Source organism: Paraferrimonas haliotis (assembly GCF_002282895.1).
In the GTDB taxonomy this organism is placed as follows: domain Bacteria; phylum Pseudomonadota; class Gammaproteobacteria; order Enterobacterales; family Shewanellaceae; genus Paraferrimonas; species Paraferrimonas haliotis.
Genome location: NZ_NRRB01000006.1, coordinates 96,926 through 114,772, shown reverse-complemented (window position 1 = coordinate 114,772; position 17,847 = coordinate 96,926). Strand labels below are relative to the sequence as shown.

Here is a 17,847-nt window from a genome sequence, read left to right as displayed (position 1 = left end):
ATTCGCCGGATTGTAGCATGAAAGCCACTTGGAAATCTGCTACGTACCGGCGTTTTTTTTAAGCGAATAACATCATATTAAAGAGAGCAGTTTGGTCGCTTTCCTTGCGCTTTTGCTTGCTGATAGATAGGCATCACTTTAGCTTGCAGAGCCGTTAAATCTTCGATTCGAGTACTGTGGGACGGGTGAGTCGATAGAAACTCTGGTGGCGCACCTTCACTGAACTTGGCCATGTTTTTCCACAAGACAATGGCTTGGGATGGATCAAAACCCGCTTTGGCCATTAACTCGGCACCGATTTCATCGGATTCGGTTTCTTGAGCACGGCCAAAAGGCAACATTAGCCCCAACTGCAAGCCGGCACCCAGCGCTGACATCGCCATTTCTCGCTCGGCTTGGCTTTGCCCTTGCAGCGCTATATTCGCAATTTGCAAGCCGGCACTGGACAGCTGACCTCGGGTCACTTGCTCGTTGCCGTGACGAGCTAATACGTGTCCAACTTCATGGCCTATTACCGCCGCCAATTGATCTTGGTTTTCGGCGGCTTTCATCAAACCTGTATACACACCAATATGACCTCCGGGTAAGGCGAAGGCATTTAACTGATCCGATTCAAAAGTAACCGTTTCCCAGTTTTGCTTAGTCGGCAGTTCGGCAGTAATGGCATCTGCGATGCATTGAACGTATGCGACCTTGTTAGCGTCGGTAGAAATTTTTTCTTGTTTCTTAATTTGAGCGAAAGATTGGGCGCCCATTTGCGTCATTTCTGCTTCAGAAAAAAGCAACACTTGATGACGGCCCGTAGGGGATTTATGCAGTGCACAACTGCTGAGTGTAACTGCTGTAGCAACAGCGACAACGACAAGCTTAAATCGCATGGCAAATGTCCTTTTACCTTAGAAGATGCCTCTCATTTTGGCAGTGAGAGGCACCCAATTCAAGCGCTTTGTTGCGTTTATGTTACTCGCTATTTTGCTTCTCGTATTGCGGTTAATCGACAAATTTCCACGATGACTTCCACCGCTTTTTCCATTTGGTCTAAGGATGCGTATTCGTGAATACCGTGGAAGTTATAGCCACCGGTAAATACATTAGGGCATGGCAGCCCTTTAAATGACAATTGCGCTCCGTCTGTACCACCGCGAATGGGTTTTATTTTGGGTTGGACATCGAGGTTAGTCATCGCTTGCTCGGCGATCTCGATAATATGCATGTGGGGCTCTACTTTTTCCTTCATATTAAAGTAGGAATCAGTAATTTCTATGGATACAGAGCCTCGGGTTAATTGCTCATTAAGCTCATTAACTTTAGCGTGCATAAATGCTTTTTTAGCGGCCATAGCTTGCTCGTCAAAATCACGCAAAATATACAGTAATTCGGTTGTTGCAATGCTTGGGGTTATGGCCGCTAAGTGATAAAACCCCTCGTAGCCTTCCGTGGTTTCTGGTGTAGGATGCTCCGGCATTAGCGCCTGGAATTTTGCACCAATGTTCATTGAATTAACCAATTTGTTTTTGGCGCTACCTGGATGGACCGAGACACCATGACAAGTGACCACGGCACTGCTGGCGTTAAAATTCTCAAACTCAAGCTCTCCTAATTCACCACCATCAATAGTGTAGGCCCAATGCGCCCCAAATTTTTCCACATCAAATAAATGCGCTCCACGACCAATTTCCTCATCGGGGGTAAAGCCAATACAAATATCGCCGTGAGGGATTTCTGGATGCTTTAACAAATGCTCCATGGCAGTAATGATTTCCGCAATTCCGGCTTTATTATCCGCACCTAACAGCGTAGTGCCATCGGTTGTTATCAATGTTTGTCCAGCTAAACGAGCAAGCTCCGGGTATTGTTGCGGATCTAACTGCTCCTGATTATTACCAAGCTCAATAACGCCACCATCATAATCGTCAATGATTTGCGGTTTTACATTGGCACCGCTGGCATCCATTGCCGTATCCATATGGGCAATAAAGCCAATGCTGCTAACCTTGGTTGAAGTGTTCGCGGGAAGTCTAGCAAACAAATAACCGTGCTCATCAAGACTCACCTTGTCCAACCCCATTGCTAATAGCTCTTGCTGCAAGGTTTTGGCTAACTCCATTTGCCCAGGGGTTGAAGGACAGTTCCCATTGGCGGCGTTGGATTGGGTGTCAAATTGAACATAACGAAGAAAACGGTCGAGAAGCTGTTGGCGCATAGAAAACCTGTCAATATCAAGTAAAACGACGCAACAGTATCCATAACTTCGATGTATAAAAATGATTCACCGCTCTCAAAACTAGAAGAAAAGTGACCGAGTCATCTTTCCTTTCACACATACAGAGCATCTTCAACACAGCTTTCACCCTGCAACTAATGGATTCTATTGAGAATTGTTAAACACGTGAGAAAGGCTCAATGAATAAAGTATTATGTGCAGCGGCATTAGCTCTTGTACTTAGTGGCTGTGGTGACGATCATTCTGATGCTCCTGCAGCGGCATCATCAACGCCAGTAATATCTGGAGCCGCAACCGATGGTGGTGCTTCGACTCCAGTGCAAACGCCTGTAGATACTGGCACGGATACTGGCACGGATACGGGCGCAACAAGTGGCAGTGGCTCAACGGTACACGGCGCAACAACAACTGACGGCGATACTACGCCAATGTTGACTTTGGTGCCGGCAACTCAGCCTGATACAGGAACCGCAGCAACGGATACCACCCCAATGTTGGATTTGGTGCCGGCAACTCAGCCTGCAACTGGCACTGATGCTGGGACAGAGACGGGAACTGGGACCGCGACAACTGATAGTGGCACCGCAACCACAGGTACAGGTACCGCTGTAACAGACACTGCGGCAACGAATACTGCAACCACTGATGCGGCTTCTCAAACGAGTACCACGGGTTTACAACCAGTTAAGCATTTTCAATTTGCTGCCACCGCAAATATCGTAGCACCCGGCACTAGCACCGAGACAGGTCAGTGCGCTGGTAATGTTGATAAAGCCGATATCATTGGTGCAGTGAACGTTTACTCTAAGTTCTACCAAAATGCTTGCTATACCGGCACAAGTTACAGCAATGCCAACTACCCTATTGCATCTGGTCAGTTGTCATCTGGTGACGAGCACTTTACTGCTTATCAATTCTCAGCCCCTCAGCAATCGGCTAGCAATTCACAAGACAATTTTGTGGCCAGCAAGCATTACGTGCGCCTAAAGCTTGAAAATAATCAAGCGGTTAATTTGTACCAATACGACGCCAGTCTCAATAAATTTAACTTGCTGGCTCATGTTGACGCCGCTCCAGATGCTAACGGCTATACCGCTGTCGACGCGTTAAATTTAGATGATATCAGCGATACCATGACGGTTGTGGTTGTTGATGCCAATGCCGCAGCGCCATCAACTTACTTCCAAGTTGCTGATAACGTAATGGCCGCGCAACTGGCTGATGTGGCGGGTTTGCAAAGCGTGAATGCCTATGAGGTATCACTCGACAGCAACATTACTCCTAAAGCCGTAGCAGACTTTACTGCAGGCCCTGGCGATGACGCTAATAAATACGGACAAAACCATTACTACAGCGTAATGAAACTGAGTGACGGGCAAGTGGGCGTGGTTTGGCAAGACCGTGAGAAATTCACCAACTACCTAACTAAGTTCAACCCTTCTAGCTATGCCAGTACGACTCTGACTTTGCCATCTGCAAGCAGTCATAAAGACTATCTGATTGCCGCATCAACAAACGATGACAATGGCAATATCTACTATGTTCTTTTTGAAGCCGGTAACACCGACCCTAACTACAACAAGAACAGCGATCCACATAAAAGCTTGTCGGCGGTTCTTATAAAAACCGATGAGAGTGGCAAATTGCTTGGTGAAAAAGAGCTAAATGACAGTCAAAACACACTGAACATGACTTATTTTGGTGATTTACATCATGAAACTAACGTAGTGAGTCTTAAGTATGCTAACGGTAAACTTGCGTTATTGTATTCGCGCTTGCATAACCAAACCGCTGATGGCTTAAATCACCAAGGTGCTGACGGTATTGTATTAGATGCCAACTCATTGACTCTCGTAAAAAGCTGGGGACAATTTTCAGGGCATTCTTTCAGTAACGTACTAAGCGTTGCGGACGACCAAAACTTTATCGCCATCGACTTAGGCGACAACTACCCGCGTGGTGTTAATTTCCATCGCTTTAACGCCAGCGATCGTAACAGCCGCGTTGTGTATACCTTTAAAACCGCTCACGGCACAGTGGCCGCACACGATGGTCGAGGTCCATTCGCACCTTATTACACTGATATTGCCGGACAGCAAACCTATCAGTGGAGCAATGATAATAAGACCTACACTGAACTTGGTGGAATCGCCGATGTTGACGATGGCTACGCTGTTGTATTCGCTTCAGAGCACGATGCCCAAGGTCGAGTGTTGAACAACGCCCAAACCAGCTTCGATAACCCATCGGATCCGCACAACATAGTTAACGCACGCAATATTGGCTTTGTTAAAGTGAGCCCAAGCTTTGAGCAAGCCAGTGGCAGCGGCAACGTTGTTAGCGACGATCTGGTTGTATCGCATGGCGATTACGCTGCAGAGGAAGGCGAGTACTACTCATTTGATGGCAACCAAATGCCACAGCGAGATACCGGCATCAAATGGCTAACTCACTACGATGCGTCTGATGTTGGCCACAACGCCTCCCGCGTAAAAGTAGCGAAAACCGACGCCAACCAATTGTTAGTTCTTTGGGAAGAGTGGAACAAAACAAGCTACTTGCAAACCAAAGTTGCGCTTGTATCAAAAGACGGTGACCTAGTTTCGCAACCCGCAACTGTGGGCGGCGTTCGCGTTAACCGCCGCGACGAACTGCTTAACCTCGACAACTCAGTTTGGTCGGTTACCGGCGACAAAAACGCCCATAGCTTGCAGTTCATCGAGCTCAAGCTAAAACCATAGGGGACGTACCCCTATCCGCTAACTCATTGAAAGTTAGTGGTTAAAAAAAGTGGGGTACGTCCCCATAAAAAAACGGCAATGAAAATTGCCGTTTTTTTATGGGAGCTTGGAAGCTTATTTGGTTAGGTCGTCGAAGAACTTCTTAACGCCGTCAAAGAAGCCTTCCGCTTTTGGACGATGGCAATGCTTGCCACCATTCAAGCTGGCTTCAAACTCTTCTAGTAGCTCTTTTTGCTTGTCGTTAAGCTTCACGGGCGTTTCCACAAGCACTTTACAAATCAAGTCACCAACCGCGTGGCTACGAACAGATTTAACGCCTTTGCCGCGCATACGGAACATGCGGCCGGTTTGCGTTTCAGCAGGAATCTTCAGCTTCACTTTGCCATCTAAGGTTGGCACTTCAATCTCACCGCCTAAAGCGGCATTGGTAAAGCTAATCGGCACTTCGCAGTAAAGATTATTGCCATCGCGCTGGAAGATTGGGTGCTCTTGAACATGCACTTGTACGTATAAATCACCGGCTGGAGCTCCGAATTCGCCCGCTTCACCTTCACCAGATAAGCGCACGCGATCACCGCTATCGACACCTGCAGGAATCTTAACCGACAAGGTTTTAGATTTCTCATAACGCCCATGGCCATGACACTTGTTGCATGGTTCCTTAATGATTTTGCCGCGTCCATTACAGGTTGGACATGGCTGCTGCACGGCAAAGAAGCCTTGACGCATTTGCACTTGGCCTTGGCCATGACAGGTTCCGCAAGTCTCTGCTTTAGAACCTTTTTTAGCTCCCGAACCGTCACACACTTCACATTCGGTTAAAGTGGGGATACGAATCTCTTTGCTAACACCTCGGACCGCTTCTTCTAAGCTAAGCTCCATGTTGTAGCGCAAATCTGAGCCACGCTGCGCTTGACGCTGACCGCCACGACGGCCACCTCCAAAAATGTCGCCAAACACATCACCAAAGATGTCCCCAAAGTCGCCGTGACCACCGCCACCACCGCGATTCGGATCAACACCGGCGTGACCAAACTGATCGTAAGCGGCCTTTTTATCGGCATCGGTTAAAATCTCATAAGCTTCCTTGGCTTCTTTGAAAGAAGCTTCAGCTTTGGCATCACCAGGGTTGCGGTCGGGGTGAAATTTCATGGCGAGTTTTTTATACGCCTTTTTAATTTCACGCTCACTGGCGTCTCGACCGACCCCAAGTACTTCGTAGTAATCTCGTTTTGACATAGTCTTTGCAGCTTCGCTTATTTTGCTAACATTGCTCATTCAAACGGGCATATGAGTTTCCCCATACGCCCGCTTATCGATTTAATTAGTGTGAAAAACTAATTATTTTTTGTCGTCTTTTACTTCTTCAAACTCAGCGTCAACAACATCGTCAGCAGGCTGCTGTGGAGCGTCGCCTTGTGGCGCTTCGCCACCGGCTTGAGCTTGCGCTTTCGCTTGAGCAATTTCCATCAACTTGGCAGAAGCTTCAATCAACTTTTGACTGGCCGCTTCGATAGCGTCTTTGTCATCGCCTTTAACCGCTTCTTCAACCGCTTTGGATGCTTCTTCGATAGCCGCTTTGTCTTCAGCCGCTAGCTCTTCGCCCGCTTCTTCGACTTGCTTCTTAGTCGCGTGTACTAGGCCATCAGCTTGGTTGCGAGCTTGCACAAGCTCTTCAAACTTCGCATCTTCTTCAGCATTCGCTTCAGCGTCGCGTACCATTGCATCAATCTCATCATCAGACAAACCAGAGTTCGCTTTAATGGTGATCTTCTGCTCTTTGCCGGTATTCTTGTCTTTAGCAGACACATGCAAAATACCGTCAGCGTCTAGGTCGAAGCTTACTTCAATTTGTGGCATACCACGTGGCGCAGGTTGAATGCCTTCTAGGTTAAATTGGCCTAGAGATTTGTTCTCACCAGCACGTTTGCGCTCACCTTGAAGCACGTGAATGGTTACCGCACTTTGATTGTCTTCTGCAGTAGAGAAGGTTTGGCTTCCTTTAGTAGGAATCGTGGTGTTCTTCTCAACCACTTTAGTCATTACGCCACCCATGGTCTCAATACCAAGAGATAGTGGAGTAACGTCTAACAATAATACGTCTTTAACGTCACCAGAAAGTACCCCACCTTGTACCGCAGCACCCATAGCAACCGCTTCATCTGGATTCACGTCTTTACGAGGCTCTTTACCGAAGAAGCCTGTTACCGCTTCTTGTACTTTCGGCATACGGGTTTGACCACCCACCAAAATCACGTCGTTAATATCAGATACAGATAAATCTGCGTCCGCTAACGCCACTTTCAACGGCTCAAGTGAGCGGCTAATCAAATCTTCAACCAAGGACTCAAGCTTAGCGCGAGTTACCTTAACCACTAAGTGCTTAGGACCGGTGGCATCGGCTGTGATGTACGGTAAGTTAACTTCGGTTTGAACCGCTGAAGATAGCTCAATTTTCGCTTTCTCAGCCGCTTCTTTAAGACGTTGCATCGCCAACGGATCGTTACGTAGGTCAATGCTTTGATCTTTCTTAAACTCATCAACCAAGTAGTTGATAAGACGGTTATCAAAATCTTCACCACCTAAGTGAGTGTCACCGTTTGTGGCTAGTACTTCAAAGGTTTGCTCGCCATCAACGTTGTCCATTTCGATAATAGAAATATCGAAAGTACCACCACCTAAATCGTAAACCGCAACAATGTTCTCGCCGGTTTTCTTATCCAAACCATAGGCAAGTGCTGCAGCCGTTGGCTCGTTAATAATACGTTTAACTTCCAAACCTGCGATACGACCAGCGTCTTTAGTTGCTTGACGCTGTGAGTCGTTAAAATAAGCCGGTACAGTAATAACTGCTTCGGTAACTGCTTCACCTAAGTAGTCTTCTGCGGTCTTCTTCATTTTCTTCAAGATTTCAGCAGAAATTTGTGGAGGCGCCATTTTCTTGCCTTGCGCTTCAACCCAAGCATCTCCGTTATCTGCTTTCAAGATTTTGAACGGCATGATATCGACGTCGCGCTGAACTTCATCGTCTTCAAAACGACGACCAATCAAGCGCTTAATAGCAAAAACTGTGTTGTGCGGGTTAGTAACCGCTTGGCGTTTCGCTGGCTGACCTACTAAAGTCTCATCATCGGTATATGCGATGATAGACGGAGTCGTGCGATCACCTTCGGCATTCTCGATTACCTTTGGTGCATCGCCATCAAGAATTGAGATACAAGAGTTGGTTGTACCCAAGTCAATACCAATAATTTTGCCCATTTTACTTTCTCCAGTTACGGCAGTTGAAGGATTGCTTCAACAAAAATCTCTGTGTTGGTTAGGGATATGGGGGCGCCTTGTTGCTTTTCAAGGGCCAATTGCCCTATCCCTCAAAATCCGGTTACTTGCTATATAGGGGCGAGATTTTATATTCCAAGGGTAAAACCGAAAAAAACTCAAATTAATTTGCTCGTAATCGTGGTTTACTAGATAGTATTCAGCTGTCATCGCCATAAGGTAACAAACAATCATGCAAGCTCACTGGAAGCCCTACGGCTATGGACTTTTGGCGGTGTTGTTTTGGTCGACGGTTGCAACGGCGTTTAAAATTGCCTTGACGCAAGTAACGCCCATTCAGCTGGTGTTGCTAGCGTCATTGGCATCAATGTTGTTTCTCGCAGGTTTGCTGAGCTATCAAAAACAGTGGCGCTTAGTGGGTCGTCAACTCAACAATCAACCCGCTCACTATTTAAAAACCGGCTTACTCAATCCCTTTTTATATTACTTGGTGCTATTTGAAGCTTATGCGTTACTACCTGCACAGCAAGCACAGTCGTTGAATTATACCTGGCCTGTGGTATTGAGCTTATTGATGGTACCGCTGCTGGGACAAAAGCTCACCAAAGTAGATATTGTCGCCGCGATTATCGCCTACTTAGGGGTATTAATCATTGCTACTGGTGGCAACATATTGGCCATGGAATTTGAAAGTGGCTTGGGCGTGTTTTTAGCGCTTCTCTCTACCGTTTTATGGGCGCTTTATTGGGTGTTTAATACCAAAGATAAGGGCGAGCCAATCGTCAGCTTATTCATCAGCTTTTGCATCAGTCTACCCTTTATTTTGGCAGCGACGCTACTAACCGACGGCCTTCCTAGCATGACTTATAAGGCGTTGTTTGCGGCAGTTTACGTAGGCTTATTTGAAATGGGGATTACCTTTGTGCTGTGGCTAAAAGCGCTCAAATTGGCGAGCGCTTCTAATCAAGTCTCAACCGCCAGCGTATCAAACTTAGCGTTTTTATCCCCGGTATTGTCTCTGTTTTTCATCAGCGCAATCCTAGAAGAGCACATTCGAGCGGCGACATACGTGGGGCTTGGCTGCATCATTACCGCGTTAATGCTGCAGCGCTTGGTAAAGCTCAAACCTTAGCTGAGGGTCGTTTAAGAACCAGCAGCCGTTACTTTGAGTAACTCCGAGGTATCCATACGCTCGCGATAATTCGGATTGTAATAGCTGTAACTGATGCTGCCATCGGTTTGAATCACATAAACCGCAGGTACCGGCAGTACGATTTTGTTGGTACCTTCGGCCGTTACAAACACTTGTCCCATTCTGTCACGATAACGTTTAGCGGTTTTATCGTCTAAAAAGAAACCCAACTTAAAACCACTGATGGCATTAAGTGAGCTATCCGATAGCAAAGTGTAATCAATTTCTTCCGATGTTTTTGTCTTCGCTAGGCGCTCAGGAGTATCCGGTGAAATCGCTAACACTTGGTAACCATTCGCACGAATTTGCCCTAACACCTCGTTCAGCGAGGCCAACTGCTGGTTACAAAACGGACACCAACCACCTCGATAAAACACAAGTACCGTGGGTGACTTTGCCACAACATCCGTCAACGCAACGTCATCGCCCGCCATGGTTGTTACGGTAACACTAGGAATGCTCTGCCCGGTTTGCAAAGGGGTCACGTCATTAGCGTCACTCTTAAAAGGTGTCGCGGCAACAGTGTGACTTAGCGCAAGTAATCCAAGGGCGGTTAATTTTGTCATCAAAACTTTTGTTAACATCATGGGTCTCTATGGTTATTTTTAGTGAACTTCGACACTAAAGACCTTAACAAAGAGACTTTTATTACAACAATAAAAATTTAACACAAGGTGATTTCGTCCATGGGACAGTCCTTATCCGTCAAATCGACTTTAGGCGCGTGTGTTTTGCTGCTTAGCTCGTTTACAGCGACATCCGCCCCCTTAGCCCCAATTGTTGAGCTCGGTGTGGGTGTGCAATACGGCTTTGTTGGCACCCAAATTCATTTACCTTTGCAAAGCCCAGACTTTACCGTCTTTGGAGCTTTTGGGGTGAACTTAAAAGAGCCGACTTCTGACGTTGACAGTTTTCTTGCTGGCGGTATCGGTGCTCATTACTATTTAGATAAACACCATGCGTTAACCGGTTACCTTGGTGTGCTAAAGATTAGCGAAGAGATTCATTACAATTGGGATAATCCGCCGCCAAACTACCTAGGTGAAACAGAGTACAAACGCCATGTAGGCGCTTCCCTAGGATATAAGTATTACTGGAGCGGCTATCAAAAGTCCGGCTTTAACTTTGGCGTCAGTTACAATCAGTACAAAGACGACGGATACCCCGCCGCAAGCATAGGCTATCGAGCCGCTTTCTAAGGCATGAAAAAAGGATCCTAAGGATCCTTTTAGTCGCGATTACTTGTATCAGCTTAATGTTGCAATGGCGCTACTTAGCGCCACCTTGACTGACAATCACCATGGCTGGGCGCAACAAACGTCCGTTCAGCTCATAGCCTTTTTGCATCACGTCCATCACAGTGTTGTTTGGTAACTCTGGGTTGGGCACCATAGAAATGGCTTGATGCGCATCCGGGTTAAACGCTTCTCCTTTCGGGTCCACCACCTTGATGCCAAATTTTTCAACCGTCGCTAAGAAGGATTTTAAGGTTAACTCAACCCCTTCATGAACCGCCTTTGCCGATTCATCGCATTCCACTGCCAGCGCTCGTTCAAGGTTATCGATTACGGGCAACAGCTCTTTACTGAACTTTTCTAAGGCAAAATCTTTTGCTTTTGTAACGTCGATTGCCGCTCTGCGACGAATGTTGTCCACTTCCGCCTTAGCACGCAGCACCGAATCTTGTTGATCGGCAATTTGCTGATTAGCTTTCGCTAATTCTTCCGTTAAGGTTGCAATGGGGTCTGCTTGCGCTTGCTCTTCCTCAACTTGCTCGACGGCGTCGTTGGTTTCGATTTGTTCGCCATCTAACGACTCATTTTGTTGTTCTAGTTGCTCTTCATTGACTTGATCATGTTTAGGATCCGTCATGGTTACTCCAGCTAATAAACTTGTTTCTTTCGACTGTGTGATTATTATGGGGATCAACTCGACTGTTTCAAGGGCTAGGTTTAACAATTGTGTCTATAAGCTCATTTCAATGCATTGGACTGGTAGGTAAATCTCACCACAGCCAAACGAAAGCTACCTTAACCCGCTTATATGAGTGGCTGATCGCTCGTGGTCATCAGGTCATTGTTGAATATACTGCCGCGCAACAGTTGGATTTTAGTTGTAACACCGCCAGCATTAACCAAATTGGACAAGAAGCGGACCTTGCCATCGTGATTGGCGGTGACGGTAATATGCTGGGTGCATCGAGAGTGCTGGCTCGTTATGACATCGGCGTCATCGGAGTCAACCGTGGCAATCTGGGCTTTCTAACTGATCTGCCTCCGGATAACTTCGAAGATCCCTTAGGACAGGTGCTCGATGGCGATTACGACACCGAGTTTCGCTTCTTGATTGAAGCAGAAGTTCATCGCCACGGTGACGTGAATAGCCACTATACGGCCATGAACGAAGTAGTTCTGCATCCGGGTAAAGTTGCCCATATGATTGAGTTTGAAGTGTTCGTTGATGACAAATTCATGTATTCGCAACGAGCTGACGGCATGATCGTATCAACCCCAACCGGCTCCACCGCTTATTCTTTGTCAGCAGGCGGTGCTATCTTAACCCCTAACATTGATGCATTCATTCTGGTGCCCATGTTCCCCCATACGCTGTCGGCGCGTCCTATCGTTATTGATGCGAGCAGTGTTATAACCTTACAAATATCCCCCGATAATCGTTCCGAACAAATGATTTCCTGTGACGGCCATATTACCTTACCCGTGCTCGCCGATGATCAAATCATCATTCGACGTTCACAACAAAAGTTGCGCTTAATTCATCCTAAACATCATGATTATTTCGAAGCGCTTCGAAGTAAGCTAGGCTGGGGCTCTAAGCTTTTTTAGGGCGAGTCGCTCGTTTTGTCAAAGTAACCAAATTGCTATTTTTTTAAGCAAAACACTTTACTGTATAAAACGACAGTATATACTGACGGTTAACCACTGTATGGATTAACAGTTAAATAGGTGCTTGCATGCTCACTCAACTTACCGTTCAAAACTTTGCCATCGTCAAGTTTCTAGAACTCGACTTGAAGCCCGGTATGACGTCGATAACAGGTGAAACCGGCGCAGGTAAGTCCATTGCTATTGATGCGCTCGGGCTGTGTTTAGGGCGCCGAGCAGAAGCGTCTATGGTGAGAAGTGAACAAGCTAAAGCCGAAGTATGTGCTCGCTTTGAGCTCATGCAAAGTCCAAATGCAAAGAAATGGTTAATGGAACACGATTTGGACGACGATGACGACTGTATCGTGCGCCGTGTGGTTAACAGTGATGGACGTTCACGAGCTTATATTAATGGCGCTGCGGTTACGCTAAGCCAACTTAAGCAGCTTGGAAACCTGTTGGTCAACTTGCATGGGCAGCACGCTCATTTAGCGTTAGCTAAGCCTGACAATCAGTTGCAACTGTTAGACGATTATTGCAATCATTCAACCCTAATCGACACTGTGCGAACTTGCTATCAAGATTGGCACACTCAATCAAGTAACTTACAAGCGCTTCGCCAAAGCGAAGCCGAGCGGCATTCTCGACTTCAGCTATTGTCCTATCAAGTAGATGAGTTAGAACAGTTCGATTGCAACGAGCACGAATATCAGCAACTAGTCGATGAACATAAGACTCTCGCCAATGGCACCCAGCTGATTGAGTCCAGTCAGCGCTGTTTGGCCCTTACGAGCCAAGATCCCGACGTCAATATTGAGAATCTGCTCAACCAAGCGGTATCTCAAGCCACGGCGCTTTGCGAGTTGGATAAGTCGTTGGAGAATGTCGCTGAAATGCTAAACAGTGCCTTGATTCAAGTGCAAGAGTCTAGCGGAGAGTTGGACCGTTACCAACAAGCGTTGGAATTAGATCCTCAACGGCTGCAATGGTTAGAGTCCCGTTTAGGCCAATTTCACGAATTAGCACGAAAGCATCAAGTACGACCTGAAGAGGTTTATCAGACCCACCAGCAACTTGCACAGGAGGTCAGAGAATTAGGCCAGTCACAGCAACAGCTGCAAGACTTAGAGCAAGCAGTGGCTGAAACCCTTACTCAATATCATAATGCTGCAGATAAATTGCACCAAAGCCGAATTTGGTCAGCTAAAAAGCTTGCCAAGCAGGTGACGGCTAAAATGCGCCAACTCAACATGGAAAATGGCGTTTTTGCGGTTGAACTTAACCGCAGTTCAACCTTAACCAAGCTCGGTAACAGCACTATCGAATTTCAGGTGACCACTAACCCTGGCCAACCTCTGCAAGCTTTGGGCAAGGTCGCGTCCGGCGGCGAGCTGTCTCGTATCGGGTTGGCGTTACAGGTATTAACCAGTGGCAAAGTAGCGACGCCGACACTCATATTTGATGAAGTTGATACTGGAATTAGCGGCGCAACCGCGGCTGTTGTTGGCAATTTATTACGCGAACTGGGCGAACAAACGCAAGTTTTGTGTGTCACACACTTACCTCAAGTGGCTGGCCAAGGTCATCAGCAAATGAAAGTCGATAAAATTAGCAGCAAAGGGACAACTCATACGCAAATAGCACACTTAAACAAAAGTCAACGATTGCAAGAGCTGGCTAGATTGTTAGCCGGTGACGAAATTACTGAGGTAACACTGGCTAATGCACAACAATTGCTCGCTGGCTAATGTGCTGTGCCCTTGTATATAGCACTGGCCATAAGTATGATGATGGCCATTAAAGCAGTTAAATTTAGAACAAGATGATAACTAAAAAACAAATTACCCAACTTTTTGGCGTAGCGGCACTGACCGTTACGTTGTCAGGATGCGCCGTATTCGATTGGTTGGTATACAAAATTGATATCCCACAGGGCAACTACATCGAAAAGCAACAGGTTGAAAAACTTCGCGTTGATATGACTAAAGAACAAGTAGAATACGTTCTTGGTCGACCCGTCTTGAGAGACAGTTTTGCAGATGATACTTGGTACTACGTTTACCAATTCAAATCAGGTCGTAATGCTAAAGTTACCAAACGTGAAATGCTCATCTACTTTAAAGATGACAAAGTGTCATCCATTGAAGGCGATTACGAGTTAAGCCCAGACTTCAACACTCCGCTTGGAAAAGGGCAAATGCCGACCGTAGAAAATGCGGCGGATGAAGGGCCTATGCCTGGAGAGGAAACGGATCCTGAAGAGCTAAAAGAAGAGCTTGAGTCGGAACAATAGCTAACATCGCTAAGCCTCAAAAAACTAAAAAGCCCGCTAACTACAGCGGGCTTTTTTTGTACCGTTTATCGCTAGTTTTGCTGTGGTAGCGATTGAACGTGAAGGTCCATTTGCGGATATGGAATTCCAATACCTGCCGCGTCTAGTTCGTTCTTTATTTGCTCATTAAGCTCAAATTTAACTGCCCAATAGTCGGCGGTATTCACCCAAGGGCGGAATACAAAGTTAACCGAACTGTCGGCTAATTCAGCAAGCCCAATAGTGTAGGCTGGGTCTTTTAGAACTTTTGGGTGGTTATCCAGAATCTTAGACAGAATCTCTTTTGTTTGCTTAATATCGGCGTCGTAGCTGACTCCAACTACCATATCAATACGGCGCGTGGGCATTACTGAATAGTTGGTAATGGTGCCACCCATTACCGCTGCGTTTGCAACGGTAATCATTTTGTTGTCGCCAGTTCGAATTTTGGTGGAGAAAATGGTTATTTCGTCCACCACACCAGCAACCCCTGCTGCTTCGACGAAATCACCAACTCGACACGGCTTAAAGATGACTAGAAGCACCCCGGCGGCAAAGTTCGACAAACTTCCTTGAAGCGCTAGGCCAACGGCTAAACCGGCAGCACCAATAATTGCCACCAGCGAAGCGGTTTGAATACCGACTTGCGATAAGGCCGCAACCACTACGAAGGTAAGCAACAGTGCGTATACTATGTTGCCTACAAAGGATACAACGGTTACATCTAGGTTGCGGGCTGTCATCACCTTACGGCTAACGTTTGCTAACCATTTCGCCACCCAACGACCCACCACAAAAATAACTAAGGCCATTAGGACTTTAGTGCCATAAATCATCATTAAGTCTGGGGCCATATCCACGTACTTTTGGATCTCTTCCATAGATTCTTCCTTTAAAATTCTGACTAACTCATTGCTTGTTATAACGAATTTATGTTGTTAAGTCACTGTTACATAGCGTAGCAGCTAAAAAAGATTTTGCTGGCGGTCATCTTTTAAGCGACTCGCTGTTGAAACAAACTCAGAGACGGTTAACGGGCAGGGTTTCGAACTCTGTTCAATCAAGGCCCAATATCGCCAGGCCTCAATATTCTCGCTACTTAGCAACAGCGGCATACGATGATGATAAGGACGCACCGCGCTGTTTGCACGGCAGGTAACTATCGCAAACTGCTGAGTCGCTGCTGCGTCTTGCCAAACAACCGTCGCCATACTCAAGAGGTTATCGCTGCGAAATTGAAAAGCTCGCTTCCCTCCCACTTCTTGTCTCCACTCAACCCAAGCATTAGCAACAACAAGCGCCGGTTGAACACCTCTAAACAGCGGTTTTTCATATAGGGTTTCCAGTCGAGCGTTGATGACTGGCCGTGCTAAGCCCTCGACTGCTTTACCCCATTGCGCCGTTTGTTGCTGGAGACTGTCGTTTTTCCAGAGTAATAAATCCAGCGATTGACTAGGAAAGACTTCCCCTAACCCCTCAAACTCAAACTGGCCGTAATCGCTACCGAGTTGTACTCGGGTATCGTAAGCTACGGAATTTTGTACAAAGCGGCCGCACATAACATTGCTCCTAGCATTTTGGGGAGAATTAATCATAAACTTAAAGAGGACAAGCTTAGCCATTTTTTTCTATTAAGGAACATCAAACCTATGCGTTTGCTGAGAGGATTAGCCCTTTGCGTCTTGATAAGCACAATCAGCGCTTGCTCATCCACAGCTCCAAAAGAGCAGTTTGTTAACGCAAGTTACTCTAGGCCACAAACGATGGACAGTAATCTACGTAATCTGATTGAACCTAAAGTTGCGCAGAATCCCGGAAAATCGGCGGTTTCACTATTGGAAACAGGCCAGGAAGCTTTACTTGCGCGAATAGCTTTGATTGACGAAGCCCAATACACCCTCGATTTACAATACTATATTTGGCAAGGCGATCACTCCGGCGTACTCTTGATTGAGCGTATTATGGCGGCTGCCAAAAGAGGTGTGCGGGTTAGACTACTGCTTGATGATCATAACCTTGTAGGATCTAGTAAAGCGCTTAGCACACTGGCTAAATACCCAAATATTTATATTAAGCTGTATAACCCATATGGCGGTGATACCTCAGTCCAGTTTACTAAAACGATGACGTTACTTGGCAACTTTTCTCGCTTAAATCATCGCATGCATAATAAAGCCTTAATTGCCGATAATCAGGTCGCTATTATTGGCGGTCGCAATATTGGTGATGAGTACTTTGATTTATCTCAGCGTAAAAATTTCGTCGATTTAGACGTCGTTACTTTAGGCCCTATCGTCAACGATATATCCCATAGTTTTGACAACTACTGGAATTCCAATTGGGCGATCAGCGCTCAAAGTCTAGACAGCCCGGTGGTAGCCACAGAAAAGGAACTTACTAAGCTTCATATGCAGTTACAGCGACGACTGAAAAAGTTACCACCGCTGCCCTACTCTATTGAGTATCCAAAAGAACAGGTGCTTCGACTCTTTAAAGAGGAACTGGGTGAACTTCATTGGGGAAAAATGAAGTTAGTGGTCGACCCTCCCGGTAAGGCGCTTACCGATAACACCGAACCCACCTTATCTGAGCAGCTCGATGCTATCGATATGCTACCCAGCACAGAAGTTTTGCTATGTTCGCCATACCTTGTGCCGGACTCCGAAACCTTTGCCAATATTGCGCAACTTAACGAGCTGAATGTATCGATAAAGATTCTCACCAATAGCTACGACTCCAACGACGTTCGGGTTGCGCAATATGGTTACACAAGAAGACGCGAGCAATTGCTAGATGCCAATGTGTCACTGTTTGAGTACCGAGCAGACGGTCAATATTGGCGCCAACATCAAGCCCAATCAATTCAAGAGATCCCTATTGGTTTGCACGCAAAATTTGGTATCTATGACCGCTCCATTGTTTGGATAAGTAGCGCTAATCTCGATCCCCGCTCTAAGTCTCTTAACACTGAAATTGGATTGCTAATTGATAACCCGGCTTTCGCACAGCAATTGCACCAATGGTTTGAGCGTAACACTGAATTGGCTAACGCCGACAAAGTCATAAAGTTTAATAACAAACTGTTTTGGAAACATCTGAACGCTCAGGGCGAGGAACAAATGTTAACTGAAGAGCCTGGCAGGCACTGGTGGGATTGGTTCGGATTAACATTGCAGCGCCTCTTGCCCATCGAAGAGCAGCTATAAAAAAGGGGGCCA

At 46.4% G+C, this 17,847-nt stretch carries 15 protein-coding genes; 7 read left to right on the top strand and 8 right to left on the bottom strand.

Translation table 11 applies throughout. The annotated features are described in order from the left end of the window. Nucleotides 1-77: 77 nt before the first annotated feature. Both CLC91_RS12515 and pepT read right to left on the bottom strand, forming a co-directional pair. Nucleotides 78-878: a M48 family metallopeptidase gene (locus CLC91_RS12515; RefSeq protein WP_095498694.1), complete on the bottom strand. Its 801-nt coding sequence runs from the start codon at nucleotides 876-878 to the stop codon at nucleotides 78-80. Nucleotides 879-967: 89 nt separating this feature from the next. Then, nucleotides 968-2,203 carry a peptidase T gene (gene pepT, locus CLC91_RS12510; RefSeq protein ID WP_095500490.1) on the bottom strand — a complete coding sequence of 412 codons (1,236 nt, stop codon included), beginning with the start codon at nucleotides 2,201-2,203 and terminating at the stop codon, nucleotides 968-970. Between the two features lie 200 nt (nucleotides 2,204-2,403). On the opposite strand from pepT, the gene CLC91_RS12505 reads away from it, so the two are divergent. Then, a complete protein-coding gene (locus CLC91_RS12505; protein ID WP_095500489.1) occupies nucleotides 2,404-4,965 on the top strand; it encodes a hypothetical protein in 2,562 nt (853 codons plus the stop codon). A 114-nt stretch (nucleotides 4,966-5,079) separates the two neighbouring features. On the opposite strand, the gene dnaJ is transcribed toward CLC91_RS12505, so the two are convergent. Next, nucleotides 5,080-6,204, bottom strand: coding sequence for a molecular chaperone DnaJ (gene dnaJ / locus CLC91_RS12500; protein ID WP_095498691.1), 1,125 nt, complete (start codon nucleotides 6,202-6,204; stop codon nucleotides 5,080-5,082). A gap of 102 nt (nucleotides 6,205-6,306) precedes the next feature. Continuing rightward, nucleotides 6,307-8,226 (bottom strand): molecular chaperone DnaK, encoded by a 1,920-nt coding sequence (gene dnaK / locus CLC91_RS12495; protein WP_095498690.1) that lies wholly within the window; start codon nucleotides 8,224-8,226, stop codon nucleotides 6,307-6,309. Nucleotides 8,227-8,476: 250 nt separating this feature from the next. On the opposite strand from dnaK, the gene CLC91_RS12490 reads away from it, so the two are divergent. Next, entirely contained in the window at nucleotides 8,477-9,376 is a 900-nt protein-coding gene (locus CLC91_RS12490) for a DMT family transporter (RefSeq protein WP_095498689.1), read from the top strand. 11 nt (nucleotides 9,377-9,387) lie between these two features. Here the strand turns inward: CLC91_RS12490 and CLC91_RS12485 are convergent, their stop codons facing one another. Beyond that, a complete protein-coding gene (locus CLC91_RS12485; protein WP_158220742.1) occupies nucleotides 9,388-10,002 on the bottom strand; it encodes a peroxiredoxin family protein in 615 nt (204 codons plus the stop codon). Between the two features lie 120 nt (nucleotides 10,003-10,122). Between CLC91_RS12485 and CLC91_RS12480 the strand changes: the two genes are divergently transcribed. Beyond that, nucleotides 10,123-10,635: a hypothetical protein gene (locus tag CLC91_RS12480; RefSeq protein WP_095498687.1), complete on the top strand. Its 513-nt coding sequence runs from the start codon at nucleotides 10,123-10,125 to the stop codon at nucleotides 10,633-10,635. A gap of 70 nt (nucleotides 10,636-10,705) precedes the next feature. Here CLC91_RS12480 and grpE read toward each other — a convergent pair whose 3' ends face one another. After that, complete coding sequence (gene grpE, locus CLC91_RS12475; RefSeq protein WP_095498686.1) at nucleotides 10,706-11,308, bottom strand: nucleotide exchange factor GrpE; 603 nt, start codon at nucleotides 11,306-11,308, stop codon at nucleotides 10,706-10,708. Between the two features lie 86 nt (nucleotides 11,309-11,394). On the opposite strand from grpE, the gene nadK reads away from it, so the two are divergent. From nadK to CLC91_RS12460, 3 genes are all read left to right on the top strand, one after another. Continuing rightward, a complete protein-coding gene (gene nadK / locus CLC91_RS12470) occupies nucleotides 11,395-12,279 on the top strand; it encodes an NAD(+) kinase (RefSeq protein ID WP_408634231.1) in 885 nt (294 codons plus the stop codon). Nucleotides 12,280-12,407: 128 nt separating this feature from the next. Continuing rightward, complete coding sequence (gene recN / locus CLC91_RS12465; protein WP_095498685.1) at nucleotides 12,408-14,066, top strand: DNA repair protein RecN; 1,659 nt, start codon at nucleotides 12,408-12,410, stop codon at nucleotides 14,064-14,066. Between the two features lie 74 nt (nucleotides 14,067-14,140). After that, complete coding sequence (locus CLC91_RS12460) at nucleotides 14,141-14,611, top strand: outer membrane protein assembly factor BamE (protein WP_095498684.1); 471 nt, start codon at nucleotides 14,141-14,143, stop codon at nucleotides 14,609-14,611. A 71-nt stretch (nucleotides 14,612-14,682) separates the two neighbouring features. Here the strand turns inward: CLC91_RS12460 and CLC91_RS12455 are convergent, their stop codons facing one another. Together CLC91_RS12455 and CLC91_RS12450 are read right to left on the bottom strand one after the other, a co-directional pair. Beyond that, the gene (locus CLC91_RS12455) at nucleotides 14,683-15,510 is read right to left on the bottom strand and encodes a mechanosensitive ion channel family protein (protein ID WP_095498683.1); all 828 of its coding nucleotides are present in this window, start codon (nucleotides 15,508-15,510) and stop codon (nucleotides 14,683-14,685) included. 84 nt (nucleotides 15,511-15,594) lie between these two features. Then, nucleotides 15,595-16,188, bottom strand: coding sequence for an SOS response-associated peptidase family protein (locus CLC91_RS12450; protein WP_158220741.1), 594 nt, complete (start codon nucleotides 16,186-16,188; stop codon nucleotides 15,595-15,597). A gap of 204 nt (nucleotides 16,189-16,392) precedes the next feature. Between CLC91_RS12450 and CLC91_RS12445 the strand changes: the two genes are divergently transcribed. Further along, nucleotides 16,393-17,835, top strand: a complete 1,443-nt coding sequence (locus tag CLC91_RS12445; protein WP_158220740.1) for a phospholipase D family protein — start codon at nucleotides 16,393-16,395, stop codon at nucleotides 17,833-17,835. Nucleotides 17,836-17,847: the final 12 nt, after the last annotated feature.